This is a genomic window from Pseudomonas sp. MH9.2 (assembly GCF_034353875.1).
Taxonomy (GTDB): Bacteria; Pseudomonadota; Gammaproteobacteria; order Pseudomonadales; family Pseudomonadaceae; genus Aquipseudomonas.
In genome coordinates this window covers 925408-951746 of record NZ_CP133784.1, presented here as the reverse complement: position 1 = coordinate 951746, position 26339 = coordinate 925408, and the positions used below count along the sequence as shown (strand labels likewise).

At 57.9% G+C, this 26339-nt stretch carries 24 protein-coding genes and 1 pseudogene; 8 read left to right on the top strand and 17 right to left on the bottom strand.

The window, feature by feature from the left end; translation table 11 throughout:
- Positions 1 to 45: 45 nt before the first annotated feature.
- A complete protein-coding gene (locus RHM55_RS04300; protein WP_322179670.1) occupies positions 46 to 1125 on the bottom strand; it encodes an AbrB family transcriptional regulator in 1080 nt (359 codons plus the stop codon).
- A 210-nt stretch (positions 1126 to 1335) separates the two neighbouring features.
- Here RHM55_RS04300 and RHM55_RS04295 point away from each other — a divergent pair, with 210 nt between their 5' ends.
- Positions 1336 to 1578 (top strand): hypothetical protein, encoded by a 243-nt coding sequence (locus RHM55_RS04295; RefSeq protein WP_322179669.1) that lies wholly within the window; start codon positions 1336 to 1338, stop codon positions 1576 to 1578.
- Positions 1579 to 1625: 47 nt separating this feature from the next.
- Here RHM55_RS04295 and RHM55_RS04290 read toward each other — a convergent pair whose 3' ends face one another.
- Positions 1626 to 2141: a nucleoside 2-deoxyribosyltransferase gene (locus RHM55_RS04290; RefSeq protein ID WP_322179668.1), complete on the bottom strand. Its 516-nt coding sequence runs from the start codon at positions 2139 to 2141 to the stop codon at positions 1626 to 1628.
- Between the two features lie 120 nt (positions 2142 to 2261).
- Here RHM55_RS04290 and RHM55_RS04285 point away from each other — a divergent pair, with 120 nt between their 5' ends.
- Positions 2262 to 3980 (top strand): VRR-NUC domain-containing protein, encoded by a 1719-nt coding sequence (locus tag RHM55_RS04285; RefSeq protein WP_322179667.1) that lies wholly within the window; start codon positions 2262 to 2264, stop codon positions 3978 to 3980.
- A gap of 17 nt (positions 3981 to 3997) precedes the next feature.
- On the opposite strand, the gene RHM55_RS04280 is transcribed toward RHM55_RS04285, so the two are convergent.
- On the bottom strand, positions 3998 to 4948 hold the full coding sequence (locus RHM55_RS04280) for a LysR family transcriptional regulator (RefSeq protein ID WP_322179666.1): 951 nt from the start codon (positions 4946 to 4948) through the stop codon (positions 3998 to 4000).
- Between the two features lie 240 nt (positions 4949 to 5188).
- On the opposite strand from RHM55_RS04280, the gene RHM55_RS04275 reads away from it, so the two are divergent.
- The 3 genes from RHM55_RS04275 (at position 5189) to norR (ending at position 11661) form a co-directional block, all read left to right on the top strand.
- Positions 5189 to 8875 carry a hypothetical protein gene (locus RHM55_RS04275; protein WP_322179665.1) on the top strand — a complete coding sequence of 1229 codons (3687 nt, stop codon included), beginning with the start codon at positions 5189 to 5191 and terminating at the stop codon, positions 8873 to 8875.
- A 5-nt stretch (positions 8876 to 8880) separates the two neighbouring features.
- Positions 8881 to 9939, top strand: coding sequence for a hypothetical protein (locus RHM55_RS04270; protein WP_322179664.1), 1059 nt, complete (start codon positions 8881 to 8883; stop codon positions 9937 to 9939).
- 171 nt (positions 9940 to 10110) lie between these two features.
- Positions 10111 to 11661 carry a nitric oxide reductase transcriptional regulator NorR gene (gene norR, locus RHM55_RS04265; RefSeq protein WP_322179663.1) on the top strand — a complete coding sequence of 517 codons (1551 nt, stop codon included), beginning with the start codon at positions 10111 to 10113 and terminating at the stop codon, positions 11659 to 11661.
- A gap of 160 nt (positions 11662 to 11821) precedes the next feature.
- Here the strand turns inward: norR and RHM55_RS04260 are convergent, their stop codons facing one another.
- From RHM55_RS04260 to atpD, 12 genes are all read right to left on the bottom strand, one after another.
- The gene (locus tag RHM55_RS04260) at positions 11822 to 12355 is read right to left on the bottom strand and encodes an N-acetyltransferase family protein (protein ID WP_322179662.1); all 534 of its coding nucleotides are present in this window, start codon (positions 12353 to 12355) and stop codon (positions 11822 to 11824) included.
- Positions 12356 to 12436: 81 nt separating this feature from the next.
- The gene (locus RHM55_RS04255; protein WP_322179661.1) at positions 12437 to 13279 is read right to left on the bottom strand and encodes an NAD-dependent protein deacetylase; all 843 of its coding nucleotides are present in this window, start codon (positions 13277 to 13279) and stop codon (positions 12437 to 12439) included.
- Between the two features lie 24 nt (positions 13280 to 13303).
- A complete protein-coding gene (locus RHM55_RS04250) occupies positions 13304 to 13744 on the bottom strand; it encodes a CBS domain-containing protein (protein WP_322179660.1) in 441 nt (146 codons plus the stop codon).
- Between the two features lie 135 nt (positions 13745 to 13879).
- Positions 13880 to 14758, bottom strand: a complete 879-nt coding sequence (locus RHM55_RS04245) for a F0F1 ATP synthase subunit gamma (RefSeq protein WP_322179659.1) — start codon at positions 14756 to 14758, stop codon at positions 13880 to 13882.
- On the bottom strand, positions 14755 to 16302 hold the full coding sequence (locus RHM55_RS04240) for an alternate F1F0 ATPase, F1 subunit alpha (protein ID WP_322179658.1): 1548 nt from the start codon (positions 16300 to 16302) through the stop codon (positions 14755 to 14757). The genes RHM55_RS04245 and RHM55_RS04240 overlap by 4 nt, the downstream gene beginning before the upstream one ends.
- Complete coding sequence (locus tag RHM55_RS04235; RefSeq protein ID WP_322179657.1) at positions 16299 to 17117, bottom strand: F0F1 ATP synthase subunit B; 819 nt, start codon at positions 17115 to 17117, stop codon at positions 16299 to 16301. Before RHM55_RS04235 ends, RHM55_RS04240 begins: the two co-directional genes overlap by 4 nt.
- A 3-nt stretch (positions 17118 to 17120) precedes the next feature.
- On the bottom strand, positions 17121 to 17402 hold the full coding sequence (locus RHM55_RS04230) for a F0F1 ATP synthase subunit C (RefSeq protein WP_219060682.1): 282 nt from the start codon (positions 17400 to 17402) through the stop codon (positions 17121 to 17123).
- An 18-nt stretch (positions 17403 to 17420) separates the two neighbouring features.
- Complete coding sequence (locus RHM55_RS04225) at positions 17421 to 18122, bottom strand: F0F1 ATP synthase subunit A (RefSeq protein ID WP_322179656.1); 702 nt, start codon at positions 18120 to 18122, stop codon at positions 17421 to 17423.
- A complete protein-coding gene (locus RHM55_RS04220) occupies positions 18112 to 18411 on the bottom strand; it encodes an ATP synthase subunit I (RefSeq protein WP_322179655.1) in 300 nt (99 codons plus the stop codon). Before RHM55_RS04220 ends, RHM55_RS04225 begins: the two co-directional genes overlap by 11 nt.
- On the bottom strand, positions 18404 to 18739 hold the full coding sequence (locus RHM55_RS04215) for an AtpZ/AtpI family protein (RefSeq protein ID WP_322179654.1): 336 nt from the start codon (positions 18737 to 18739) through the stop codon (positions 18404 to 18406). The genes RHM55_RS04220 and RHM55_RS04215 overlap by 8 nt, the downstream gene beginning before the upstream one ends.
- The gene (locus RHM55_RS04210) at positions 18732 to 19121 is read right to left on the bottom strand and encodes a F0F1 ATP synthase subunit epsilon (RefSeq protein WP_322179653.1); all 390 of its coding nucleotides are present in this window, start codon (positions 19119 to 19121) and stop codon (positions 18732 to 18734) included. Before RHM55_RS04210 ends, RHM55_RS04215 begins: the two co-directional genes overlap by 8 nt.
- Positions 19111 to 20550: a F0F1 ATP synthase subunit beta gene (atpD, locus tag RHM55_RS04205; protein ID WP_322179652.1), complete on the bottom strand. Its 1440-nt coding sequence runs from the start codon at positions 20548 to 20550 to the stop codon at positions 19111 to 19113. The genes RHM55_RS04210 and atpD overlap by 11 nt, the downstream gene beginning before the upstream one ends.
- A 381-nt stretch (positions 20551 to 20931) precedes the next feature.
- On the opposite strand from atpD, the gene RHM55_RS04200 reads away from it, so the two are divergent.
- A complete protein-coding gene (locus RHM55_RS04200) occupies positions 20932 to 21951 on the top strand; it encodes a branched-chain amino acid aminotransferase (RefSeq protein WP_322182730.1) in 1020 nt (339 codons plus the stop codon).
- 143 nt (positions 21952 to 22094) lie between these two features.
- Here the strand turns inward: RHM55_RS04200 and RHM55_RS04195 are convergent, their stop codons facing one another.
- Together RHM55_RS04195 and RHM55_RS25825 are read right to left on the bottom strand one after the other, a co-directional pair.
- Positions 22095 to 23204 (bottom strand): methyl-accepting chemotaxis protein, encoded by a 1110-nt coding sequence (locus tag RHM55_RS04195; RefSeq protein ID WP_407074631.1) that lies wholly within the window; start codon positions 23202 to 23204, stop codon positions 22095 to 22097.
- Between the two features lie 174 nt (positions 23205 to 23378).
- Positions 23379 to 23660, bottom strand: a pseudogene (locus tag RHM55_RS25825) (PAS domain-containing protein); the annotation flags it as partial.
- Positions 23661 to 24192: 532 nt separating this feature from the next.
- Between RHM55_RS25825 and selD the strand changes: the two are divergent.
- Positions 24193 to 25227, top strand: a complete 1035-nt coding sequence (gene selD / locus RHM55_RS04190; protein WP_322179650.1) for a selenide, water dikinase SelD — start codon at positions 24193 to 24195, stop codon at positions 25225 to 25227.
- Positions 25227 to 26333, top strand: a complete 1107-nt coding sequence (mnmH, locus tag RHM55_RS04185) for a tRNA 2-selenouridine(34) synthase MnmH (RefSeq protein WP_322179649.1) — start codon at positions 25227 to 25229, stop codon at positions 26331 to 26333. The genes selD and mnmH overlap by 1 nt, the downstream gene beginning before the upstream one ends.
- The last annotated feature ends 6 nt before the right edge of the window (positions 26334 to 26339 follow it).

Sequence of the window (26339 nt, the reverse complement as noted above, 5' to 3'; positions counted from 1 at the left end):
GTTTGATTCAGGTTTACGCGAGAGATCAAAGTCAGGGTCGACACCTCAGGCGATTTTCGCCGTCAATCTGATGATCTGCCGGGCGAAAAAACTCCCCGTGGCGATCACGCCGAACAGGCGCAAAGTCTGCATGGCGAGCACGAAGCCGACATCCGAGTGAGTATCGACGGCAATGATCGACATGGCGTCCAGGCCGCCTGGGCTGGTGGCGAGATACACCGACAGAAAGTCCTTGTCCATCAGTTCGGCGATCAACCAGGCGGACAGCGAGCACAAGGAGATAACCAATAGCGAGCCGCAGATCATCGCTGGCAGGCGTTGCCATACATAGCGAATCGTCGCACGGTCGAAGCGCAGGCCGATGTAGCAACCAATGGCGCCATAGGCAAGTGCCAGCAGCCAGGGCGGCAGGGTGATTTGTAACAGCCCGGTCAGTTGCAGGGCGCCACCGATCAGTAGGGGCAGCAGCAACGCGCCTGCGGGGATCCGCGTGCTCAGCACCACACCGACCGCGATCGCCGCAACGCTCAGGATGATGTTGAGTGCATTTGAACCCTGTAGTGCCACGGCGCTGCTCTGCATCTCGTGCACGCCGCTGTCCACGCCGAGCAGGCCGCTGACCAGTGCGCCGACCATCACCACGCACACCACGCGCACGTATTGCATGGTCGCGACCACCCGCGAATCCGCGCCATAGTCCTCGGACATGGTAACCATCGCCGAGGCAGCACCTGGCGCGGTACCCCATGCTGCGGTACTGCCTTCTATGCCAGCAAAGCGCACCAGCCCAATTCCGACCAGCGCGCTTAGCAGGACAGTCAATGCGGTGGCGAACAGCATCACATGCCAGGACTGAGCGACAGTGGTCAGTACTGAAATCGTCATGGCGTGCGCCACCAGCATTCCGACACACCCCTGACTCAGGCGAAAGGCTTGCCTGTGCAGGCGGATCGACGCACCGGATACGCCAAACAGAATCGCCGTCAGCATCGGCCCAAGAAACAATGCAGCGGGGATTTCACAAAACTTGAGCAATTGACCAAAGGCGCCTGCCAGCAGAGCCAAGCCGAGCCATTGCACGAGTGGGGGGAGCGTATGCAGCGATAGAGCGGAAGCGCGTGACACAGAAGTTCTCCAAGGCGTTGGCTTTCCTCATGGACTATTTGCCAACGCAACGAGGAGTAGTATCGACAGTGCAATCGATCACGTCTATTTTCTAATAGTCATGAATCGATAACTTTAGTTGATCAATAGGGGTCTTCGCGATCTCACCTATTACTCTGGCATGGGCAGACCACGCTATTAATTCAGGATGCAGGGAGGGAGGCGGACTCGATGAATGTTGACCCACACGCAGCGGAACACATGTCAGTGCAAACAACGGCACCTGTATTTTTTACCGAAACGGAACCTCATTTCGGCGGCGATCAATCGCCGTTGAATGATTCCGACGCCGATGACGACAGCGACCCGGAAGGTGACCTCGACCTCGAAGAGCTGGGTCTGGAAGAGTTCATTGATGCGGAAAAACTCGACTCGACCATCAGCGGGGATGTGGGGTCGTCTACCTTGAGTTGAGGGCTATCAGGCAATCCGGGTTATCCCCGACACGGATTGTCTATAGGTCACGGTTGTTTATGGCCCACCAGATACCGCGCCAGACCTGCCGCAGCCTCTTCCGCCGTCTCACTGGCGCCGGCCCATGTACACGCCAGCATCAAGTTGCGCGGCAGGCCGAAGTCTTCCACCACAAAGCCTTGGGCATCTATCCCCTGAGCATCATGGGCCACCAGCGCGCGCAGTGAATCGACCGGATCGAAGTAAGCCCACACCGGTTTGCCCAGTCCCACTGCCATGCCGACTTCGAAGGCGGTACCCGAGTCCGGCTCCAGGCCGCGAAATACATTCAGGTTGGCAAGTATCGCCGTGCAGCGCTGGATCATCTCTATATTCATCGAGCAGATCAGATGCGCGGTTGCCTCTGGGGTCAGGCCGGGCGTGACCTCATTGTCGAACGGATACAGCCCTTGCATGCCGTGGGCGGCACACAGCGCCTTGAGGTAACGGCCATGCTCAATGGCGTCCGGCCTGAAGACATCGAAGCCGGCCAGATAGATGAGTGGCGTTGTGTTCTGGTTCATGTCGGTACCTTGAGATCGTACGTAGGGCAATTCTATCGTCAGCTGCGCTGGTCGCGCGTCACCATTGCACGCCACTGATCAGTCGAATGCAGTTGATGTGAATGCGATGCTGGAATCTGTATGGATAACCAGTATCCTGACGACTTCCAAAAAACGTTGCGTGAACCTCAAACCGTGAACACCTCGCCCCTCGAAAAACCGTTTTATTACCTGGAAAACTTCCATCAGGTGCTGGAGTGGATCGCTCAGCGTTACGACGACCTGCTCGATGAGCAGGAACGGCAATTTATCGTCGATTTTGCCGGTTTGCCGAAAACGGCTCAGGGTTTGCTGGTGCGGATGGTCATGCGCAAGGGCACATTGTTTCGAGCAAGCAAGCTGAGCTATCCGGAGCTTGGCGCGGTGTGGGACGCGGTCATGCCGTTGCTCGAGAATGGTTGGGTCGATCAGTTCCCGGCCATCAGTCTGGAGGCGTTATTCGGGCTGCTGCGCAAGTCAGAGTTGACTGCCTGTTTCCAGGCGCATGCGATAAAAAGCACGGAGAAAAAGACCGACCTGTTGATGCGACTGCAGCCGCACTACGAACAGCGGCAAACGCTGGCACAGTGGTTTGCCGGGTGTGAGGACGTGATCTTCGGCCTCACTGTCATGCCCATCTGTGACCGATTGCGGTTGCTGTATTTTGGCAACCTGAGCCAGGAGTGGTCTGAGTTTGTGCTGGCTGACCTGGGTATCTATCGCTATGAAAAGGTCGAGTTTTCGCTGGATTCCCGAGGCCTCACCGCGCGGGCGGACATCGATATTTGCCTGCACTTGCATGCCTGCCGTCAAGGGCTTGAAGAGGGCCATGACCTGCAGGACCTGGCCCGGCAGATCATCGCCATCGGCACCGATAATGCCTGGCTGCGGATGCGCCGGGCCAAACTGTTGTTCCGGATCGGTCAACAGGCGGAGCGCGTTCAGGATTGGCCGCTGGCATTGAGTGTGTATCAGCGATGTGACTACCCTGGGGCGCGTTCACGGCGGCTTCGAGTGCTGGAACTCAGTGCCGACTATGAGCAAGCCATGGCCTTGCTCGAACAGGCTCAAGCGGCGCCTGAAAGTGATGCCGAAGCGCAGCATCTATTGCGGATACTCCCGCGTTTGCAGCGCAAGCTGGGTTTGTCGGTCGAGCGTCAGCGGCGCACGCGAGCCTTGAGTCGACTCGACGTGGTGGTGACGCCCTCGGCTGATACCTCTGTTGAGCGCTTGATCCAAGTGCATTTGGGCGATCAGGCAGGGCCGGTGCATTACGTCGAGAACGCACTGATCAATTCCTTGTTTGGCTTGCTGTGTTGGCCGGCGATTTTTGCGCCGCTGCCGGGCGCGTTTTTTCACCCGTTCCAGAGTGCTCCCAGCGATCTCTACAGCCCGGATTTCTATCAGCGCCGGGCCGGGTTGTTCAGCGAGTGTCTGGAACAGCTGGATTCGGACGCCTACAAGACCACCATTCACCGGCACTTCAAAACCAAATACGGTCTGCAATCGCCCTTCGTTTTTTGGGGCAGCCTGTCAGAAGAGCTGCTGGAACACGCACTGCATTGTTTGCCCGCTGATCACCTGCGGCATTGGTTTCGGCGTCTGCTGTTGGACATCAAAGCCAATCGCACGGGTATGCCGGACCTGATCCAGTTTTACCCGGACGAGCAGCGCTATCGCATGATCGAAGTCAAAGGGCCGGGCGACCGCCTGCAGGACAACCAACTGCGCTGGCTGGATTTCTGTGCCGAGCACGGGATGCCCGTGGTGGTGTGTTATGTGCAGTGGGCACCAGTGGTCAGTCCGGTGCCGACCGACTGAGTCACCGGGAGCTTTGGCTAAACGCCAAAGACTGCGCCAGCGGTGACGGGCGTTTCTTGCTGCATGTTGCTCATGAACGATTCCAAGCGTGAGCGCAGCCAGCGTTCGGCCGGGTCGGTGTCATTGATGCTCAGCCAGACCATCGACAGGTCGAGGGTCGGCGTCATGAAGGGCAGGGGCTCATCGAACAGCAGGCTGGAGGCGGCCGACATGGCGGTTGCCGTGTAGTCGGGCAAGTTTGCCAGCAAGTCGGTACCGGCCATCAGGGCGGGCAAGGTGCTGTACTGCGGAATCGCCAGCACCACGTGGCGCTTGCGGCCGATCGCCTTGAGCCATTCGTCAGCAAAGCCGCTGACATTGGCGATGTGGGAGACCACGACGTGCGGGCGTGAGCAGTACTCATCCAGGGTCAGCGGGGTCGATGATGCATCGGCGCGCAGCACCCTTGGCTTGGTTTGCCTGAGCAGCTTGCGCTTGGCGTTGGCCGGCAGCTCACGGGTCTGGCTGACGCCGATGGTGATCTCTCCCGAGGCCAGCATGTCCGGGATGCGCCAGGAGTCCACATGCTTGATCACGCACACGATCTGCGGCGCTTCCTGGCGCAAGGCGCGCAACAAGGGCGGCAGCAGGCCAAACTCGACATCGTCGGACAGGCCTATGCGAAAAGTCATGGTGCTGACTGCGGGATCGAAGTCGTGGCTCAGGCTCAGCGCCACTGACATGGCGTCCAGCGCAGGCGACAGGTGCAGGATGATTTCCTCGGCCCGTGCGGTCGGTTCCATGCGATGGCCGATCCGGATAAACAATGGGTCGTTGAACAATACTCGCAGGCGGTTAAGTGCAGCGCTGATCGTCGGCTGCCCGAGAAAAAGTTTTTGCGCGGCCCGTGTCACATTGCGCTCTTGCATCAGGGTTTCGAAGACCACCATCAAGTTGATGTCAGCCTTGCGCAATTCATTGCGGTTCATCAGTTGCTGCCCCCAGATCTACACCCATCGCGCGATCGCAGGCGACAGTTTAGGAAACTGCATCGCCCCCCGTCTACAGCGGGCTTGAGCGGCTTGGGCTCGCGCTCGAGTCCATTGGTTGTAGATGAGTCCTCCGAACAGGGAAAAGTCCCACTGATCTTCTCTGCTGAGTCCGACAGACTCCCTGCACACTTTCATTCAGGCTTCGTTTCCTCGAAACCTGAATGGAGGAGTCCTTATATGGCCAAAAGCACATTGAGTGACGGCCCCTGCTGCGAAATCAATAAATTGATCGTACAGGTCACCGGCAACCAACATCCGGCCAGTCAGCGCCTGGCGTTTTATGACCACGCCGGAAAACGCCTGGACACCCTGACTGCCGAAGACAAGCCTGAAACGCTGAAAAAGCCCTACTTTGTGGACAGCGCCCTGCACGTCTGGAACTGGAAAAATCACTACACCCACCGTCTGTGGCTGGAGATCGACTCGGTCGAAGGCAGTCCCATTCGCCTGCTCTTGCCCGAGGTCGCGATCACCCTGCGCCAGTTCGACGCGCAGTGGAATCAGATCATGCCGGTGGTGCCCTTCGTTGCGCTGCCCGGCGCCAACAGCGCCCACGATCACGGCACGCCGGTGTTGTGCCGCGCAGGGTTCATTTATGTCTTTTTGGGCGATCGGCTGTGGCGCGAGCTGGAGGTGCGGGTCGCAGACGAGCAGACCACGTATCACGACATCGACCTCAACCGTTATCGCATGGGCGACGAGATCGAGGAGGGCCCTCGACTGGCCACCGGGCAGGCGCTGGAGGACATCTGGTTGCCGTCCAGCTGGAACGATCAGCAGGTGTCGCCGCAGCTCTGTTTCAGCGAGGTGCAGCTCAGCGGGCCGCGCTTGCGACGTCTTGAGCAAGACCCGGCGTTGCGCGCACAACGCTGCCAAAGCCCGGACTTGCGCAGTTCGCGAGACAAATTCAAGCGTGTGTTCCTCGATAAACCGGACGGCGTGGCAATGCTCGAAGCGTTCAGCGCATTCGACGCCTATGACGCGGCCAACCAGTCTGCGGCGGGCGCGGCGCATGTCGCCAGGCTCAACCTCAGCTCGCACGCCTTCCCGGTTAGCCTGGTCGCCCCGCAACGCGCCCGCCAACCCGGTTACGAATGGCTGCTCGACCAACCGGGCCGCTACCTGTGCGACCTGAGCGGGCAGTTCCCGGCCATTGCCTTGAGCGCAGCGCGCCAGCATGTGGTTCGCTGTGAGAAGGGTGAAGTGGCCTATCAGCCAACCTCCGTGGAAACCGGCGCCTGGGCCCATTGGCTGGAACAGGTGTGCGATCCCGAAACCCAGATCGCCGATGAGTTCTGGCAAGCGCAGCCAGCGGTGGCTGATGTGCTGTTAAGTGCACGAAAACGCGAACTGTACGGCGTGCTGCTGCACGACCCGCACTATCGCCTGCGCCACGTGCAGACGCGGATTCACGACCAGCAACATCTGTTGAACCTGTGCGCCCAGCGCGCCAGCCATTACACCCATCACGCCAGCGCGCTTCTGGTGCAACAATTGATCGTGCCGCAGACCGTGGGTGGGCAGAAAAATCCGCTGCATCAGGGTATGGAGAAGCTCAAGGATCAGGGTCGGATCGACATCAACCGCTTCACCGCCACCGGCGAACGAGTGCAACTCTGGCGCCAGCTCGACATGAGTCAGGCGCTGTTGAGCGACACCCTGCAACAAGCAGAAACCGAACAAACCCTGGCCGATCACCTGAGCCTCGACGGCTTCGACTACGTCGCCGCCATGCACTTCGTCAGTCGGCTGTTCGCCAGCCTCGCCATGACGCCCGCGCAAATGGACCCCTTTGCGGTCAACGGCGATGTCACTGACGCGGTGACCGGCATCAGCCTCTACAAAGCCAAGGCCAGTGTCGGGCAACAACTGATCAGCCGAATGGCCAATGAAGAAGGGCATGCGTTGCATCGGATGCTGTGGCCCGACCTCGCACAGCAAGATATGGAGGCGCCCTATGTTCAGCCCGCGGTCGCCGACATCAATGACGGCAATGGCCTGTTTCGGCCGAACGCGCTGCTTGGGGCCGTCAGCAGCGACGCCGTCGATGCCAAGCAACTCAATACGCTCGACGCCCATTTACTGGCAGGTTTGCTGGAAAGTGGCAGCCTCAACAACACCCTGACCGGCACCCTGAAAGTCGTCGCGGCGACCTTGATCAGCTTCCACGAAAACCTGCAAGGCTCGGTGGATGTGGCGGAACAGGCGCTAAACGCAACCCAACACATTCCGGTCCCTGGCGCCGAACGCCCAGCCCCGGCGCTGAACATGCGCCAACGTCAGCGGGCCTTGGCGCAACTGCGCAGCATGCTGCCGGGGGCCTTTGGCGATGCACACTTCATGCGCCACCAAGAGGCGAGAAACAAGAACTACTACGTATTCGGCCTGACCGACTTGCCGGAGATGTCAGAACGCCTGCGACGGCCTCACCTCGACTATCGAGGCCCCTCCGGGTCGTCGAAGGTTGGCCAGGACCATTACCGCACCGGAGGCGATCTACGAGCCAATACCGTCGTCATCGCCATGCCCCGCGATCATCGGATGTCGCGACTGATCAGCGGCGTGAACCAACGGGTCAATGCGGCGTGGCAACTGAATATGACCGAGCAGGTCACCACCAAGGGAACGGCCATACAGGATGCGGTGAAGAGCCGGAACGCATTGCAGAGCGAGTGGATGTATCGGGCGCTGAACTCGACGCCGTTTGCGGCGGCGGTGGGGATGTTGGAGTTGTGGAATTTGAGGAATGAGTCGGTAGCGTGGGAAGCTTCCGAGCGAGAAAAAGGACAATTGAGGGCTATAGGGGGGGCAGTCGGAGCTGGATTAGATTTATTGATCGCCATGGAGGCACTGACCGTCAAATTGGCCAGCAGCCAATCCGTTCTAGCCGCAGCTCGCACGACGCTATTCACTATTTCCGAAACCTCAGCAGAGCGAGTTCTTGGCCCATTGAGTAAGCACTTCTTGAAGGAGTTTACGGGGCGCTTGCTCGCTCAGATCGGCGCAGGATCGATTTTTGTCGGCCTCAACCTCTACGACGCCTGGCATGCCTATCAATGGGGCGACGATGCCATGTGGGGCCATCTGCTGATGGCTGCGGGTGGTTTGACCGGCATCGCCAGCACCTTGATGGTCGGCGGCGCCACGTTCCTCGGCCTGGGTCCAATGGGCTGGATCACGTTGATAGCGATCAGCGTCGGCGCGGGCATCGCCTACTGGCTCAGCAGCAACGCGGTCGAAGACTGGCTCCGTGCTGGCCCCTTCGGTCCCGCCAGTGGCCGAATTCCCCACCTGCAAGATCCGCAACAGGCCTTCTACTATCTGGTCAGCTTGTTTGCCGATATCCGCATCAGCTCGCGCCCTAATCCGGACCACGAATTCGCCCCCAAAATCAATGACGGGAATCCGGTGCCCTTCAGCGTGCGGAAGGCCAACACTTGCATACTTATCGAGAGCAATCTGCCGGGGCTGCTGAGTCAGGAACTCCATACTCTGGTTGAATGCAGGCAGCAGGTAACGGAAGCGCATTACACGTTGCGCCATGAATGGAGTCACGAGCGCAGTTCGCTCACCCGAGAGAAATCTGTCGCCTATCGTTCAAGGCTCAATGGGATAGAGGTATTTGTCACGTTGCCGCGCAACCAGCCTGCGGAACCCTCAAAAAGCCGCCCGGCCGAGATCTATCGCTGGCTGGTCCGTGCTCAATTGTCATTTAACGATGGCAGCCGCACCTGGGTGTTCCCCGCACCACCGCCCAAGGACCCGACCCCGTTCGGTCCGGTCCACGCCAAACCCAATTTTGAAAAAGGCGAACACCTTTTCTGGGCCGACGAAATCACCCATAAAGCGGTGAGCGACGAATGACTACCATGAGCTCGTCTTACTACGCGCCTACAGCCTATCGCTCTGATCAGATCCCCAAACAACCGCCTTCGGCAGAGCGTTCGTGGATCCGACGCGTTGCCAAGGTGCGTCTGCCATGGGGGATGACACGGGAAGTTGCACCTGATGACTTTCTGGTTGAACGTAAACCCAGCAGCCTACGTCGCCAGGAGAACAGGGTAAAAGAGCGAGAGGAAAAGTTGGCATTGGGTACTTATGTTCCGGCGCCTTATGAACATGTTGATTTTCATGACAGGGAGGATCATGAACGTTTCAGGTTTGCTTTATGGTCTAGACGTTCGCACTTCTGGATATACATATATGGAGGAGGGAAGTTTTTTACTTGGTTTATGATCCCTCTAATCCTATTTGCTTACGTTGGCATAATCACTATTGATACGGGAAAAAGCTGGGAGCACACCTCAATAGAGTTCCTTCCTTTCGTATGTTTTTTTGTTTTGCTTCCCGCCTGTTGTTGGGCACTTGCCTCACTAGTCATCCGCTACTTCCCCCACCTCTGGGTCAAACCCTCCCGAGGCCCGATCTGGGAAATCAACCGTCGCACGGGCCTTGTCACCCTGTTTGATTACGACAACCACGGCGAATACAAAAAGAACGGCACCATCGGTGAACTGACCGCGCCATTCTATGAGTTCGACGCCTATATCGCCACGACCCCGGACCGCCAGGGTCTGCCGATGAATGTGCTGTACATAGCCCACCGCTATCGCGACATCGTCATCAACTTCGGCGCGCTGGTTCCGGCGGGCGCTGGCGAGTTGTGCTGTGCCCTGTGGGATTTCCTGCAGAACTACATGGACACGAGCCGCCCGCTGCCCGACTTGCCGCGTTACGAAGAATTCCGCCACCTCGACCCTGTGACGGCCCAATACGACCGCGAAGTCGGCCGTAATCCACGGTTGTGGATCGACATGGACGACGAAACGTTTGAAGGGGCTCTCTACCACATGCGCGGCCAGATCGATCAGATCGATACCTTCCGCCGCCCTAATCTGATGGCGCGGTATGTGGAGTATGTCGACTGAGTGAGCACCGTCAGGCGGTTCATCCAGGTAACCTAACGTGGTAGGTTGTGCGGCTGGCGCAGAGTCATGCTGGTATTAAAATTTAAAGTCTTTTTAAAACAGTAGTTTAAAATTTATTCGAGTCATTTTGATAGCGTGACGATAAGTCGTAATGACCACAATGGAGTCGTAATGACTAACCCTTTACTGTTGGCACTGGTGCCGCTGGTCGCCGATCTTTCCCGCGAATTGCCGGATGATGAGCGCTATCGACGCCTGCTGCGCGCCCTGCGTCAGATACTGCCGTGCGATGCGGTGGCGCTCCTCAAGCTTGAGGGCGATGTGCTGATTCCGTTGTCGGTAGAAGGGTTGAGTCCGGACACGTTGGGCCGACGATTCAAGGTTGAGGAGCATCCTCGGCTCAAGCTTCTTCTTGAAAGCCGTGGCCCGACCCGGTTTTCCACGGATTGCGGCTTGCCTGACCCTTACGACGGTTTGGTCGAGGGTCATCAGGGGCATCTGGAAGTCCACGATTGCCTTGGCTGTCCGCTGTACCTCCAGGACAAACCCTGGGGCCTGATTACCCTGGATGCGCTGGACCCGTCGAGCTTTGGCAAGGTCGATCTGGACAATCTCGAAGCCTTCGCCAGCCTGGCTGCGGCGACAGTGATGGCCAGTGAGCGGATCAATCAGCTGGCGCGCAGCTTTGAGGATCAGCGCCAGTTGGCTGAGGTCTACAAGCGTGCGGCAGGCGGACGTCGGCCGCGTGAGCTGATTGGTCAGAGCCCTGTTCACAAAGGCATGCTGCAAGAGATTCAACTGGTGGGCAACAGCGCGTTGTCGGTATTGATCACTGGGGAAACCGGTGTGGGTAAAGAGCTGGTGGCGGAAGCCATTCACCTGCATTCGCCACGGGCGCAAAAACCCCTGATCAGCCTCAATTGCGCGGCGTTGCCTGAGCTGCTGGTCGAGAGTGAGTTGTTCGGGCATGTCAAAGGCGCTTTTTCTGGCGCTGTCAGTGGGCGCGGCGGTAAGTTCGAACTGGCCGACGGTGGCACGATATTCCTCGACGAGGTTGGCGAGTTGCCGCTTCCGGTTCAAGCAAAGTTGCTCAGGGTGTTGCAGAGTGGCCAGTTGCAGCGCGTCGGTTCCGATCAGGAGCATCATGTCGACGTGCGAATCATTGCCGCCACCAACCGCGATCTCGCCGAAGAGGTGCGCGCCGGTCGTTTTCGTGCCGACCTCTATCATCGGCTGAGTGTCTACCCGCTACGGGTGCCGCCGTTGCGTGAACGAGGGCGGGATGTGCTTCTGTTGGCGGGTTTTTTTCTTGAAGAAAACCGCGCGCGCATGGGGTTGCGCAGCTTGCGCATGAACCAGGATGCTCAAAAACTGTTGGTGAGCTATTCCTGGCCGGGCAACGTCCGCGAGCTTGAGCATTTGATCAGCCGCGCTACGCTAAAGGCCTTATCCAGTCACGCCGAACGTCCGCGTATTCTCACCATCGATGCCTATGCGCTGGGCCTGGACGAGCAAGTTCCGATGGTTGAACCGGTCATGATCGGTGACGCGCCCAAGGTCAAGGATGGCGAGGGTTTGAAAGCCTCGGTTGATGCTTATCAGAAAGTACTGATCAGTGATGCGTTGATCCGGCATGAGGGAAAATGGGTCGATGTCGCCCGTGAACTCGGTCTGGATCGTGCCAACCTGAGTCGCTTGGCCAGGCGACTCGGGATTCGTTGAGGTATGCCGTCAGGCACCAACGCCGCCAGCAGGGGAGGTACTAAGCAGATCAATCGCGTTGAGGCTTCCTTGGGCAGTTGACCAGGCGGGGATGCTGCTGGAACTTTAGCTCAGATTGAAGCGGTCGATACTCATCCCTTATTTGCCCAAGGCAATCGTTTTAAACCGGCGGCAGACTCAGTGAGCCGTCGCCCAGCGAACGCTGCATCAGCACTGTATCAACCCAACGACCATGCTTGAAGCCGACCGACTCAAAGACGCCTACCCGATGGAAGCCGAGCCGCTCATGCAAACGAATTGATGCATGGTTTTGGCTATCGCCGATGATCGCGATCATCTGCCGCCAATCGCCTCGAATACAGCGATCAATGAGTTCGCCGAGCAATGTCAGGCCAATGCCGTGGCCTCCCAATCCGTCGCGGACATAGACCGAATCCTCGACTGTAAAGCGGTAGGCAGGACGCGGTCGGTAAAGTGTTGCGTAGCCATAACCGACCACCTCTCCAGCCAGTTCTGCGACCAGATATGGCAACCCTTTTGCTAGAACATCGGCGCGCCGGTCGATCATTTGAGCCACGCTGGGGGCTTCCAGTTCAAAGCTGGCGATACCGCCGATGACGTGCTGCGCGTAGATGCTCTGCACCGCTGACATGTCGTCTTCGCAGGCATCACGCACGATCGGAATGGGGTTCATGTTCACTTCTCGTCTTATTCAATGATGGGCTAAGCCTGACTGTCGATACACGCTGGCGAATCCTCGACCGCCAGCGATGCCTCAATCCCTCAAGCGCTCAACCAGTAGGGGCAATAGCTGTTCGCAGGACGCTTCGATTTTCAGGTCCAGAAAATCGTCAGCGCGGGTTTTGCCGAAGTTGATAGCGATCAGCGGCTTGTGCTGTTCAGCCATCGCGCGGCACAAGCGAAAGGCCGAGTAGGCCATCAACGAAGAGCCCACCACCAGCAATCCTTGTGCCTGCTCGACATGCTGTGTGGCCTTGGCTGCGGTGGCCTGGGCGACGTTTTCGCCAAAAAAAACCACGTCCGGTTTTAACCGCTCACCGCTGCAGGAAGGGCAGCGGGGGATCTGGAAGCGCGCTTCGAAGGCCCGGTCCAGCAGCGTATCGCCGTCGGGTGCCTGGGTGGCATCGACCCCCGACAGGTAGGGGTTTTCCGCTTCCATGACGAGCTGGATCGTCTGACGATCAGCACGCTGGTCGCAATCCAGGCACACCACCCGGTGCAGGCTGCCATGCAGCTCAATCACTTCGTGACTGCCCGCCTGATCATGCAGCGTGTCGACGTTTTGGGTGATGAGTCCGGCGATAAGCTGCTTCGTTTGCAACGTTGCCAGCGCTTCATGGGCAGCGTTTGGCCGAGCTTGCCGGATGCGTGGCCAGCCCAGCATCGCACGGGCCCAATAGCGCCGACGCGCTGCCGGCGTACTGAGAAACTCCTGGTACATCATGGGGGCTTTGCCTCGACGGACACCCTCGCTGTCACGGTAGTCCGGAATACCGGACGGGGTGCTGATGCCCGCGCCCGTCAGGACCAAAAACGGCTTGTTGACCATCAGTTGGTAGAGCATCTCGAGACGGTCGCTGACCTGCCTATCGATCATGTTGAAATCTCCGATAAGGTCAGCTTAATCACCGCGAATGTACTGCTCCAGTTGCTGTATCAGGTCAGCCTGCTCGGCAATGGCTTCTTTAACCAGGTCGCCAATGGACAGCAAACCCAGCAGTTTTCCGTCTTCGACAACCGGCAAGTGGCGCAGGTGTCTATCGGTCATGATGCCCATGCAGGTGTCGATGCTTTGATGCGAATCCACGGTCAATACAGGCGTACTCATGATCTCGCTGACGGACGTGCCTTCCGAGGACCGTCCCTGGAGGATGACCTTGCGCGCATAGTCGCGCTCGCTGATAACGCCTACCACCTGGCCGTTCTCCATCACGGGTAGAGCACCGACATTTTTATCGGCCATCACCTTGAGCGCTTCCAGAACCTTTTGGTCAGGGGCGATGGTGTGAACTTGCTGGTTTTGCTTGGCTTTCAACTTCAGCAGTTGCGCAACGGTCTTCATGCGAGCCTCTCCAGTGTTGTTTTTGGGGTGGCCGCGAACCGGCCTGACAGGGTCATACAGAATCGTAGAGAGAAGCTTGCAGGGCAAGGACTAAAACGGCATGCACACGACGGGAAAACGTCATCCGGGCTGCTCTCAAGACTTGCTCAGCGCTTCAAAGCCTGAAATGACATCAAATAACTCTTCGTCAATAGCGCTTTGGCGCAGACGATGGAAGTCCCGGTTGAGATCCTCCAACAGCTCGCCGATGTTTTTCTCGGCGCGCTGCATGGCCGCAAGACGGCTGGCATTTTCGCTGGCCAGCGATTCGGCGCAGGCTCGAAACAGTGAGACAAAAAGATACTCGCGGATTAGCGCCGGGAGGGTTTGGTCTGTGCCATTCATCACTTCGGGTCGATTTTTGGACGGCCAGTGATTGGCTGCCAGATTACGCCGCCACGTTTCGTCCAGCGGCAATAGTCGCTGGCTTACGGGTGCATAAATCGCACCTGACTGTGGACGGTTGTGGAACAGGTACACCTGAGAGATCTCGCCCTGTTCGCGGCGGGTTTGCATTTCGAGCAAAATCTGCCCGACCAGAGGTGTAATCGCAGTGATGGAACTGGGCAGAACGAAGCTTTGGCCCAAGTGTAAATCGCTGTCTGTCAGGCGTGACTGAATACGTTCGCCGACCGCCCAGACTCTTTTATCTCCTGGCAGTTTGCCTAGCGCATCGATGACGAACTCGACCAGAACATCGTTGAATTGGCCGACCAATCCCTGGTCGGAACCGAAGACGATAACCCCAATCCCTTCCTTCTTTTTCTGTACGCCCCCTTGGTCGGCGGTCGCCTGGCGCTGGAAACAGGCCATCAGGCCCAACTGTACAGTGCGATAGTAATCATTCAGTGAGCTGACCGCGTTTTCATACTGACCGATGTTCGATGCCGCCATTGCTTTCATTGTGCGCACAACGGATTCGAGGTCTGCGGCACCGGTGATTTTACGACGCAGGTTGGCGGGGGTGTCGCTCACGGCGCACTCCCGGAGTCTGCCGGGGCTTGCAAGTGCGCCAAGGCATTGCGCGCGATCTGAATAATCGCAGCCCGGTCGGCGTCACTCAGTTTCTCATCTCCATTGAAACGTGATCTGACCTCGACCGGGATGGCCCCTGTAGCCTCACACACTGCCTGCTCGGCCTGGACCATCTGTTCAAGCGGCACTTTATCGAAGCATCCCGCGGTCAACGCCAGCAGAACCGCAATTTGCTCGGGCACCGACAACGGTGCGAATTCCTGTTGTTTGAGACAGGCCCGGATCCGCAGTCCATGCGCGATCAGTTGGCGAGAGTCTTCATCGAGCCGGGCGCCGAAACGGGAAAAAGTTTCAAGCTCCTCGAACTGGGCATAGGCCAGTTTGAGGTCGCCGGCCACGGCTCGATAGACGCCCCGTTGCGCCTTGCCGCCCACGCGGGAAACCGATTTGCCGACATCGACTGCCGGCAGCACGCCGAGTTCGAAGAGCGCTGGAGAGAGGTAGATCTGCCCGTCGGTTATGGAGATCAGATTCGTCGGGATGTAGGCGGAAATGTCCTGTGCTTCGGTTTCGATGATGGGTAAAGCCGTCAGGGAACCACCGCCGAGCTCGGGGCGCAAATGAGTCGCACGCTCCAGTAAGCGCGAGTGAATGTAAAAAATATCGCCAGGGAACGCCTCGCGACCGGGTGGCCTGCGCAGCAGCAGAGAGAGTTCACGGTAGGCGCGAGCGTGGTGGGTCAGGTCGTCGTAGACCAGCAGAACGTCGCGTCCCTGCTCCATGAAGTACTCGGCAATGCTGGTCGCAGCATACGGCGCAATGTAGGCGAGGCCTGGCGGATCGTTGCCTTCGGTGACCACTACCACGGTATACGCCAGCGCACCTTGTTCACGCAGGGTAGCGATCACTTTGGCGACGCCGGAGGCACGTTGGCCGATGGAGCAGTACACGCACAGAACATTCTGATCGTGCTGATTGAGGATGGTCTCCAGGGCAATCGCGGTTTTGCCGGTTTGCCGATCACCCAGGATCAGCTCGCGCTGACCGCGTCCGACCGGGATCAGTGCGTCAATCACCTTGATGCCGGTTTGCAGGGGGGCGGTAACCGGTGCCCGATCCATGATGTGCGCTGCTGGCCGCTCAATCGGCAGCCGGGCGCTGGACAAAAGGGGCCCAAGGCCGTCCAGTGGCTGACCCGTAGGGTCGACGATACGACCGATCAGGCCATCGCCGACCGGTACGTCCACCACATGCCCGCAGCGCTCGACCTCATCGCCAGCGTGCAGTTGCGAGTAGTCACCGAGCAGCACGACGCCGATTTCGTTCTCGTCGATATTGAAGGCGATGCCATGGATATCGCCTGGGAACTTCACCAGTTCCTCGAAGCCGACACCGGGCAATCCGGAGACCTTGGCGATGCCAGACGCAATGCTGGTGACCCGACCGACTTCTGTTGTCTTCAACTGATGGACAAAGCCTTCCCGCGCTTCACCCATGACAGTAAAGGCAGTCGCAAAGACATCCTGAAGGCGCTCGATGCTCATGTGACTTGCCCTTCTTTCAGGAGGGGGGCCTTCACCTCCGTCCGGGCGTAGACCTGCTCCGTCGTTTCCAGCAGTTCGCTGATGCCCTTTTCCATGGCCGCCAGATACTCCGCGATACTCCAGGCTACCTTTTGCCCGGCTGCGCTGAGTTCGATACCGCTCACCAAGTCCGGGGCGGTCTCGAAGTGAACGTCAGCGCTCACTGCCAGGAGCGTGTTGATGGCTGCTTGCGTGGTAGTGCGTTGCGCCTCTGGTAACTCGAAAGCGCTACGCACGATGACCGGTTCTGCCGATGCCTTTAGCGCTACCATCAAGCCTTGCTTTTCCTCAGCGCTCAACGTACTCAGACGGTTGACGAAGGTGTCGACCATGCGCTCTTCCAGGGTCGTCCCGGCCAAGTCTTTCAGGGTCTTGCGAGCAATGGCAAAAACTTCTTTCTGAGTGCGCCGCCCCAGTTCGTCATGCAGGCGGCGAGCTTCGCTCTGCAGGTTTTCCAGATGTTTGGCACTCAAGGCCGTGGCGGCCTGACGTGCGTCATCGAGAAGGCGCTGGCGCTCTACATTCGCCGCGGCTGTTGCCTGTTGCAACAGCGCAGCCCGTTCCTTGTCGAACATCGCGTTTTTTTGCAGAAACTCATCGCGCTCCTTGTTGGCCTCGGCTTCTTTCGCCTCGGCATCCGCCAATTGCGCCGCAATACGCTGCTCTCGCGCATCGATAGCCGCAAGGATCGGGTGATAAAGGAAGCGCTTCAACAACCACATCAGGATGAGAAAGTTGAGCGCTTGAGCGCCGACAGTGAACCAGTCGATGAGCATGATCTATTTTCCGGCGACCTGGGCGATGGCGTGATTCCAGAACGGATTGGCGAACAGAAGAATCATCGACACCACGAAGCAGTAGATCGCCACCGACTCGACCATGGCCAGGCCAACAAACAGCGTTCGGGTAATGGTCGCGGCAGCATCGGGTTGTTGCGCCAACGACGTTAACGCCGTCGCCACTGCGCGTCCTTCGCCAAGTGCGGGGCCAATACTGCCGATGGCGATGGTCAGCCCTGCAGTGATGATGGAAACCACTGCAATAATCGTCATGCTATCCATGGTAATTCCTTCCTGAGTTCAAGTTGTCGAGTCGGATACGGGGTCTGGCGCGGGCGGGCGTGATCGTGTCGCTGCCGCGATGTAAACCGCTGCCAGAATGCTGAAAATGTAGGCCTGAACCATGCCGGTCAATAACCCAAGCGCACTGAGGGCAATGGGAAAGAGGAAGGGGGTGATGGTTAGCAGGATGGCGAGGATCATCGTGCCGCTCATCATGTTGCCAAACAGACGGGCAGCCAGTGCCAACGTGCGCGAGAGTTCGCTGACGATGTTGAAGGGCAGCATGATGAATGTTGGCTTCGTATAGGCGCGCAAGTACTCGCCCAGACCGCAATCGGCGATGCCAAACAGGGGCACTGCGATAAACACGCAGATTGCCAACGCAGTTGTCGTCGACAGCGATCCGGTGGGTGGCTCATACCCAGGCACGATCGTAAATAAAGTGGCACTCGCCACAAACAGAAACAGCGTCCCGACAAATCCAAGGTATTTACGTGGCTGGAGGAGGCCAACCTCACCTAACTGCGTGGTAATGCCGGTGACGATGATTTCCAGCAAATTCTGCCAGCCGCTGCGCTCCAATCCACGGGACAGCCGGCGGGTCACCAGTTTTGAACCCAGCGCGAGGAATAGCATCAGCGCCCATGTAAAGGCGATAGTGGCGTTGATCTTGAAAAAGCCGTATTGCCAGAAAATGACGTCGTCCGGGCTAAGGTGCATGGCTGTCCTCCGCGAAAGGCAGGGTTGGCCGAGTCAGTCGCGTAACAAAAAAGCGGGCCACGGTAAACCCGAGCAACGCGACCAGCCAGCGCTGCCAGTCACCGTCGCAGGCAAAATAGAAACCGACCAGCACTACGCCGGTTCGCAGGAGCAGGCTGGCGAAAAACCAGAGCGCTGCCCAACGCGATGACGCTGCCTGACGAACCGTCCACCAAAGGCCACCGAAAAAGAACGCACCGAGCACAACGCCCACCGCAAATGCCGGGACCAGACTCAACATGTCACTCATCCTTATCAGACTCCTGATCGCGAATTTCCCGACCTTCTTTGGCAACCCAATGCCATGCATTGAAGCAACCGAGGCCTAGCCCCAGAGCCAGCAGCGCAAGTGTCCACGAGTGGCTGCCTGGATAGTGCTTATCTAGCCAAAAACCCAACGCGGCGCCGAGCAGCGTCGGGAGGGTCACCGACCAGCCGATCAGGCCCATCATGCCAAGACCGGACCAGACCGTTTGATTAACTTGGCGCTGCGCCTTGAGCTTGCGCGCTGCTTTAACACCGATCTGCTCGCTGAACGCCTTGCCCTTGGCGGGCTTCTTTTCTTCGCGGTCACTCATGATGCATGGCCGCGAAACGGGTAATGAAACCGCCCTCCAGCTTCGCCAGGACCGAACGTACACTGCGCTCCTGCTCATCCAGATTGAGGAACTCCTGCTCGACGGCCTTGTGCAGTTCACCCAGGTCCGTGCCGCCAATGGCGTTACGCACGGAAATGAGGACGTCGCGCCCGGTTTTGACCAATACCCCCTCATCGACCGCCACACATACTTCGCCCTCGGTCGCAGTTTCATAAATGAGAATGCCCGGTGCAAGAGCTGCCACACAGTCCAGCCGCTGGGGCAACAGGCCGAAAGAGCCATTGTGGGATTCGGCGACAATACGCAGTACGTCGACCTTCTCGGCGAAGACCTTGAAGGGCAGCAGAATTTTAAGTTTCATGTGGGTTGACGGCATTTTTAGCCTCCGTTGCAGGCTCGGGGCTGGTTTTGCCCCGCGCTTCGTCAATGCTCCCTATCATGTACAGGGCACTTTCCGGGACGTCCTTGAACTCATCGCGCAGAATGCGCTCGCAGCCGTCCAGGGCGTCCTCGAGGCTGACCCACTTGCCTGCAAGACCGGTAAATTGCTCGGTGGTAAAAAACGGCTGAGTGAGGAAGCGTTCCAGCCGCCGGGCACGGGCAACCACCTTGCGATCCTCGGTCGACAGCTGTTCCAGACCGAGCATGGCAATAATGTCTCTCAGGTCGGCGTATTGCGCCAGTGTGCGGCGGATCTCTTGAGCCAGCGCATAGTGCCGCTCGCCGATGACCCCGGGCGTGGCCATTTTCGAGTTCGACAGCAGCGGATCGATGGCCGGGTACAAACCCTCACTGGCCCGCTTGCGAGACAGCACGATGGAGGCGGAGAGGTGGGAAAAGGTATGCACGGCGGCGGGATCGGTAAAGTCATCAGCCGGCACATAGACCGCCTGAATCGAGGTGATGGCGCCGGTATCGGTGTTGGCGATGCGCTCTTCCAGTTGCGACAGTTCGGTGCCCATGGTCGGCTGATACCCCAGGCGCGAGGGCATCTGGCCCATCAGCCCGGAAATCTCCATGCCCGCCTGGATAAAACGAAAAATGTTATCGACCAGCAGCAACACGTCACGGTGCTCGTCGTCGCGGAAATACTCGGCCATGGTCAAGGCCGCGTGGCCGACCCGAAAACGCGCGCCCGGAGGTTCGTTCATCTGTCCGAAGATCATCACCATGTTCTCCAGGACGCCTGCTGCCTTCATGTCGCGGTAGAGTTCCTCGCCTTCGCGGCAGCGCTCTCCGATGCCGCAAAAGATACTGACGCCTTCGGTCTGCCCCACCATGTTGTGAATCATCTCGGTCAACAGCACAGTCTTGCCGACGCCAGCCCCACCGAACAGCCCGGCCTTGCCACCACGCTCCAGCGGCATCAACACATCAATGACCTTGATCCCCGTTGCGAATACTTCGGTTTTGGTCGAGCGATTGGCCAGTGAAGGTGGCGCGCGATGGACGCTGCGCCAGCCAACCTGAGGCGCGGGCAGACGGTCGATGGCATTGCCAAAGACGTCGAACATGCGTGACAGAATTTCCTTGCCTACGGGGGCAAGCAAGGGCCCGCCGCTGTCCTCGACCCGCATGCCGCGAGCGAGACCTTGTGTCGGCGTCAGGGCGATGCCGCGTACACGATGAGCATCCAGTTGCTCCATCACTTCGATGATGATTTTGCCTTCGGCCCCAGTGTGCAGCAGGGAATGGATCGGAGGCAGATGGGCTTCGAAGCGTATATCAACGACGCTGCCACGCACCGAAGCAACCACGCCTGTATTCGATAAGCAGGCATTGCTTGTCATGCGAGCCCCTTATTTCCGTTGTCAGCCGAGTAGGGCACCGGGAAATCTCATTCTGAAAGGCTGCGCTGGGCATTTCTTGCCGCGTGCGCAATTCCCCAGATAACCCAGTAAGGGTCTATATTGGCCCCAATAAATCCAGGGTGCATAGACCCTGATCAAGGATCGGGCGAAAAATATCCACCGGGCACCCGGTGGACGTCGCTCAACGTTCGACCGGCTGGCGTTCGGTCAGGCTTGAATTCGGCCTCCCGACAGGCGGTAAAAAAACAAGAGTATTTTCGTTCAGGCTGCGATAAATGCGTGAATAAAGTATTGTTGTTCGCATCAGCACGATGTCAGAAGCCTGGGGTGTTCAGGCGTTGTTAAATGATCGAGGGTGTCATGGGTTACGAAAGCATAAAGTGGGACAAGCTGGGATTCGATTACATCAAGACAGATCTGCGCTATTTGTCTTACTGGCGCAACGGTGCCTGGCAGGAAGGCACCCTGACAGAAGACAACGTGTTGCACATCAGCGAAGGCTCGACAGCCCTTCACTACGGTCAGCAGTGCTTCGAAGGGCTCAAGGCGTATCGCTGCAAGGACGGGTCGATCAATCTGTTCCGCCCCGACCAGAACGCGCTACGCATGCAGCGCAGCTGTGCCAGGTTGCTGATGCCTCCTGTTCCTTCTGATGTCTTCATTGAAGCCTGCAAGCAAGTCGTGCGCGCCAACGAGCGCTTCATCCCCCCCTATGGCACAGGCGGAGCGCTATACCTGCGCCCCTTCATCATCGGGGTTGGCGATAACATTGGCGTGCGTACGGCACCGGAGTTCATTTTCTCGATCTTCTGCATGCCGGTGGGCGCCTACTTCAAAGGCGGCTTGAAACCGAACAACTTCGTGATTTCCAGCTATGACCGGGCTGCACCCAATGGTACCGGGGCCGCCAAAGTGGGCGGTAACTACGCCGCGAGCCTGATGCCCAATTCAGAAGCCAAGAAGCATAACTTCGCCGACTGCATTTACTTGGACCCCCTAACCCATTCGAAAATTGAAGAAGTGGGGTCTGCCAACTTCTTCGCTATTACGCGCAATGATGAGTTCGTGACACCGAAGTCACCTTCGGTACTCCCTGGTATTACTCGCTTGTCGTTGATCGAGCTGGCGCAAACTCGCCTGGGCCTGAAAGTCATCGAGGGCGATGTGTTTATCGACCGCCTTGATGAGTTCAAGGAAGCCGGCGCCTGCGGTACGGCTGCGGTGATTACACCGATTGGCGGCATTGAGTACCAAGGTAAGTTGCACGTGTTCTACAGTGAAGAAGAAGTAGGGCCCGTGACTCAGCGGCTCTATAACGAACTCACGGGCGTGCAAACAGGCGATATCGAAGCGCCTGAAGGCTGGATCGTGAAAGTCTGATAACAGCCCCCTGCATACACTGTATGGGCTCATCCACCCGCATGAAGGTGGATGAGCACCGGTATCTATCGCCGGACAGTGAGGTCTGCACAGGGTGACGTCATGTTATGGAACTCTCCCAAACACAGTGTTCCTGCAACGGGTCACCGGTTAAACCGTTCAACCAGCGCGCGCAAACCACGAGATGTACTTTCCAGTTCGTTGCCACGCATCACCGCTGCATGTGCATTGTTTGCTGTTGTCTCAACGGTCCCTGCAACATTATTGATTTGCCGGGCTATATCTTCAGCGACATGGGCCTGCTCTTCTGAAGCCGCTGCCATCTGGTGACTCATGCTGCTGATGCGCTCAACGGCTTCCCGGATTCCCTGAAGTGCCTGTTGTGCCTCAATGACTTGCAGGACACCGTGATCGGCCTCGTTGATGCCCATCCGGGCAATGCTGACAGCCTCATCGGCACCCTTTTTCAGGGTTTCAATGACGTGTTGAATTTGCTGGGTTGATTCGCGAGTTTTGCCGGCCAGTGCGCGGACCTCATCGGCCACTACTGCAAAGCCCCGACCTTGTTCACCGGCTCTGGCTGCTTCAATGGCGGCGTTGAGGGCAAGCAGGTTGGTTTGGTCGGCAATGGATTGAATCATCCCTGCAGCACTCATGATCTGCTGAGTTTCGTTGGCCAGGTTATCCACGGCGTTGCTGATGTTGGTTACAGTGCTTGCCAGCAGTTGAATGGCTTCTCTAGACGTCCCGGCCACTTCGCCAGCCCGTTGAGCCAGTTCATGTGCTGTTTGTGCTTCATGTGCAGTGTGTTGCACATGACCGGACACCTCGTTGATCGACGCGGCCATTTGAGTCATGGCAGCGGCCGTCATGTCAGTTTCGGCTCTTTGCTCAAGCAAAGCCTGTTCAGTCTGGCTGGAAAGCAGTGAGGAGTGTGCCGCCGCCTCAGACACCTGGGAAGCGAGATCGCTCAGGCGCGTGAGGGCAGTCTTGAGCCGGGCGTCTTCACTGATCAGTATCATCGCCAGCTGCGCCGACGGGCCATAGGCGTCGCTATAGGTGAGCGCACTCACCGGGTCTGTAAACGCGTCAGGTGCACTTTCAATGATGTGCTTTAGTTGGCGCCCGATCCGTTTATATGACCACACACCTACGATTAAAAATAACCCGGCGGTCGCGGCCTGGGCGACCGGATTGGGCAGGTAGTTAGTAGCGCCAATGGCGAGAACAGCCGCTATTGCGGGGAAAAGCATTTGCCCGGCAAAAGCAGCCAGGTGATGTTTTGTGGACACGGCATTTTTACCGGCACGCAAACGCTCGTACAGCCGATGTGCTCGGTCTATCTGCTGTCGGGTCGGCTTGACCCTGACGGACTCGTAGCCGACTAACTTGCCCTCTTCAAGAATGGGGGTTACGTACGCGCTGACCCAATAAAAATCTCCGTTCTTACAGCGATTTTTTACAACACCCATCCAGCTTTTTCCCGCTTTCAAATAACGCCACATCAGCGCAAAAACAGCAGGTGGCATGTCGGGGTGACGCACCAGGTTGTGAGGGCTGCCGATCAGCTCTTGTTGAGAGTAACCGCTTATCTGGGCGAACTCGCTGTTGCAATAGGTGATTTTTCCGCTGGTATCAGTCGCTGAAATCAGGCGTTGTTGAGCCGGAAATATTTGCTCGACAGCAGTGGTAGTACGGGCAGTTCGCAAGGTAAATATGTCCAGAAGAGTTAATGTTTAATGATGTAAAGCCATACGAGTTATGGGTTACTCCCTAACGATGGCTCATGCTAAATCAAGGGCGTAATGATAGTGCGGAGGCCTATTGATTTCAGGTGTGGGTGATAGCAGTTAGCCTCTACGCTTATCAACTATAAAACATGCGCGTGCAGTGAAGTGGTGTGGCTGCTATTCAGGGATGGCTTTATATGCCAAGGGCGGCAATTGCCGCTCCCTACACAGGGCGAAGTCAGGCCGCTAATCTGCTCCCGCGCTTCGAGCGAGCGCTTGGAGTCCTCCATCAAGGCGGCAGGGCTCGTTGGGGGAAGGCACAATCTGCCTTGATAAAAAGGTGTACGCGGATTCTAGCCTGCTTTTTTGTGCCAGAGCGGTTATTTGTCAAATTGTCATACTTTTTGCTCTCACTGAGGCGCGGTGCGTTGAGCAGGCTTTCGAACCAAAGCGCCTATCACGCTTGGCCGCTCTGTTAGAATCGGTGCACTTGATATTCAGAGGTGCACAGATGAGCTCGCCGATTCGCCTTACCCAGTACAGTCACGGTGCAGGTTGCGGCTGCAAAATCTCTCCACAGGTGCTGGAGGTGATTCTGGCTGGCAGTGGTGCGCAGAACCTTGATCCAAAACTCTGGGTTGGCAATGCATCGCGCGACGACGCGGCGGTGTACGCCATCGATGAGGAGCGCGGTGTGGTGTCGACCACCGATTTCTTCATGCCTATCGTCGATGATCCATACGATTTCGGACGGATTGCCGCCACCAATGCCATCAGCGATATCTACGCCATGGGCGGTGATCCGTTGATGGCGATTGCAATTCTGGGTTGGCCGGTCAATGTGCTGGCGCCGGAAGTTGCCCGTGAAGTGATTCGCGGCGGGCGTGCAGCCTGTGATGCTGCCGGCATCCCGCTGGCGGGTGGGCATTCGATTGATACGCCGGAGCCTATTTTTGGTCTGGCAGTGACGGGATTGGTCGAGAAGCGATTCATGAAGCGCAATGACACCGCGACCGAAGGTTGCAAGCTCTATCTGACCAAGCCTTTGGGCATCGGTATTCTCACCACGGCCGAGAAAAAGGGTGTATTGCGCGCAGAGGATCAAGGGGTGGCGCGCGACATGATGTGCGCATTGAACAAGCCCGGCAGCCGTTTCGGCAAGCTGGAGGGGGTCAAGGCGATGACCGATGTCACCGGTTTTGGCTTGCTTGGCCACCTGGTGGAGATGGCGGACGGTAGCCAACTGACAGCGCGCCTCGACTTTGCAGCCGTACCTCGATTGGCCAGTGTCGACTTCTATCTTGAGCAGGGCTGCGTCCCGGGTGGGACCCACCGTAATTTCGACAGTTACGGCGAGCGCATCACCGCGTTGACGCAAATGCAGAAGTTGCTGTTGTGCGATCCGCAAACCAGTGGCGGTCTTCTGGTTGCCGTCGAAGAGGGTGAGCAAGCGAACTTCCTTGCGCTGGCCTCTGAACTGGGGCTGGAGTTGTCTGTAATTGGCGAATTCGTGGGCCGACAGCGTCACGCGGTTGAGGTGTTCTGATGCGTCAAAACAGCACCGACTACCGCGACATTTTTCTCAACGACCGCCCCTTGATGGACGTTCGTGCGCCGGTCGAATTCGACAAAGGTGCTTTTCCCCTGGCGTGCAATCGGCCACTGATGAACGATCTGGAACGGGAGAAAGTGGGCACCTGCTATAAGCAGCAAGGGCAGCAGGCGGCCATTGAACTGGGCCATCAACTGGTGTCCGGCCAGACCAAACAAGCGCGCATCGAGGCCTGGTTGGACTTTGCCCATTCCCAACCTCAGGGCTACCTGTATTGCTTTCGGGGAGGATTACGCTCGCAACTGACCCAGCAATGGCTCAAGAGCGAGGCCGGGATCGAGTATCCACGGGTTATCGGTGGTTACAAGGCTCTGCGAACGTACCTGATCGACGTTACTGATAGCGCGGTGGCCGAGTGCGATTTTGTGCTGGTGGCCGGGCTGACAGGCTCCGGCAAGACCGAAGTATTGACGCAGTTGGCCAATGCCCTAGATTTAGAGGGGCTCGCGAATCACCGCGGCTCCAGTTTCGGCAAGCATGCGACGCCGCAACCGGTGCAGATCAGTTTCGAGAATGCCTTGGCGATCGACATTCTCAAAAAGCGTGCTGGAGGTATCAGTCAGTTCGTTCTCGAGGACGAGGGGCGTGTTGTCGGTAGCCGCGCGATCCCGCTGACATTGTTCCAGGGCATGCAGAAGTACCCGCTGGTCTGGCTTGAGGAGCGCTTCGAGGATCGGGTCGAGCGAATTCTTAAAGATTATGTGATCGATTTGTGCGCCGAGTTCATAGGTGTTCATGGCATCGAGCAGGGCTTTGGCGTCTTTGCTGCGCACCTGCGCCAGAGCTTGTCAGGCATCGTCAAACGTCTGGGCGGAGAGCGCTACCAGCGCCTGGCCTTGATCATGGACAGTGCACTGATCGAGCAGGAAAAGTCCGGTGCGGTCAATCTGCACCGGGACTGGATCATCGGGATGCTGAGTGAGTATTACGACCCCATGTATGCCTATCAGAGAGACAGCAAAGGGCCGCGTATCGAGTTTTCCGGCGATCATGCGGCGGTGCTTGAGTACCTGAGAGAGCGTGGCCGCCGACTCGACTGAGTACCG

Coding starts and splice junctions, on each gene's coding strand:
- RHM55_RS04210 (WP_322179653.1), bottom strand. CDS start 19,121: ATGAAACTTAAAATTCTGCTGCCCTTCAAGGTCTTCGCCGAGAAGGTC.
- RHM55_RS04295 (WP_322179669.1), top strand. CDS start 1,336: ATGAATGTTGACCCACACGCAGCGGAACACATGTCAGTGCAAACAACG.
- RHM55_RS04290 (WP_322179668.1), bottom strand. CDS start 2,141: ATGAACCAGAACACAACGCCACTCATCTATCTGGCCGGCTTCGATGTC.
- atpD (WP_322179652.1), bottom strand. CDS start 20,550: ATGACAAGCAATGCCTGCTTATCGAATACAGGCGTGGTTGCTTCGGTG.
- RHM55_RS04235 (WP_322179657.1), bottom strand. CDS start 17,117: ATGCTCATCGACTGGTTCACTGTCGGCGCTCAAGCGCTCAACTTTCTC.
- RHM55_RS04220 (WP_322179655.1), bottom strand. CDS start 18,411: ATGAGTGACATGTTGAGTCTGGTCCCGGCATTTGCGGTGGGCGTTGTG.
- RHM55_RS04230 (WP_219060682.1), bottom strand. CDS start 17,402: ATGGATAGCATGACGATTATTGCAGTGGTTTCCATCATCACTGCAGGG.
- RHM55_RS04195 (WP_407074631.1), bottom strand. CDS start 23,204: ATGCTTTTCCCCGCAATAGCGGCTGTTCTCGCCATTGGCGCTACTAAC.
- RHM55_RS04285 (WP_322179667.1), top strand. CDS start 2,262: ATGGATAACCAGTATCCTGACGACTTCCAAAAAACGTTGCGTGAACCT.
- RHM55_RS04250 (WP_322179660.1), bottom strand. CDS start 13,744: ATGAAGACCGTTGCGCAACTGCTGAAGTTGAAAGCCAAGCAAAACCAG.
- RHM55_RS04215 (WP_322179654.1), bottom strand. CDS start 18,739: ATGAGTGACCGCGAAGAAAAGAAGCCCGCCAAGGGCAAGGCGTTCAGC.
- RHM55_RS04240 (WP_322179658.1), bottom strand. CDS start 16,302: ATGAGCATCGAGCGCCTTCAGGATGTCTTTGCGACTGCCTTTACTGTC.
- RHM55_RS04225 (WP_322179656.1), bottom strand. CDS start 18,122: ATGCACCTTAGCCCGGACGACGTCATTTTCTGGCAATACGGCTTTTTC.
- RHM55_RS04255 (WP_322179661.1), bottom strand. CDS start 13,279: ATGATCGATAGGCAGGTCAGCGACCGTCTCGAGATGCTCTACCAACTG.
- norR (WP_322179663.1), top strand. CDS start 10,111: ATGACTAACCCTTTACTGTTGGCACTGGTGCCGCTGGTCGCCGATCTT.
- RHM55_RS04280 (WP_322179666.1), bottom strand. CDS start 4,948: ATGAACCGCAATGAATTGCGCAAGGCTGACATCAACTTGATGGTGGTC.
- RHM55_RS04275 (WP_322179665.1), top strand. CDS start 5,189: ATGGCCAAAAGCACATTGAGTGACGGCCCCTGCTGCGAAATCAATAAA.
- RHM55_RS04270 (WP_322179664.1), top strand. CDS start 8,881: ATGAGCTCGTCTTACTACGCGCCTACAGCCTATCGCTCTGATCAGATC.
- RHM55_RS04260 (WP_322179662.1), bottom strand. CDS start 12,355: ATGAACCCCATTCCGATCGTGCGTGATGCCTGCGAAGACGACATGTCA.
- mnmH (WP_322179649.1), top strand. CDS start 25,227: ATGCGTCAAAACAGCACCGACTACCGCGACATTTTTCTCAACGACCGC.
- RHM55_RS04200 (WP_322182730.1), top strand. CDS start 20,932: ATGGGTTACGAAAGCATAAAGTGGGACAAGCTGGGATTCGATTACATC.
- selD (WP_322179650.1), top strand. CDS start 24,193: ATGAGCTCGCCGATTCGCCTTACCCAGTACAGTCACGGTGCAGGTTGC.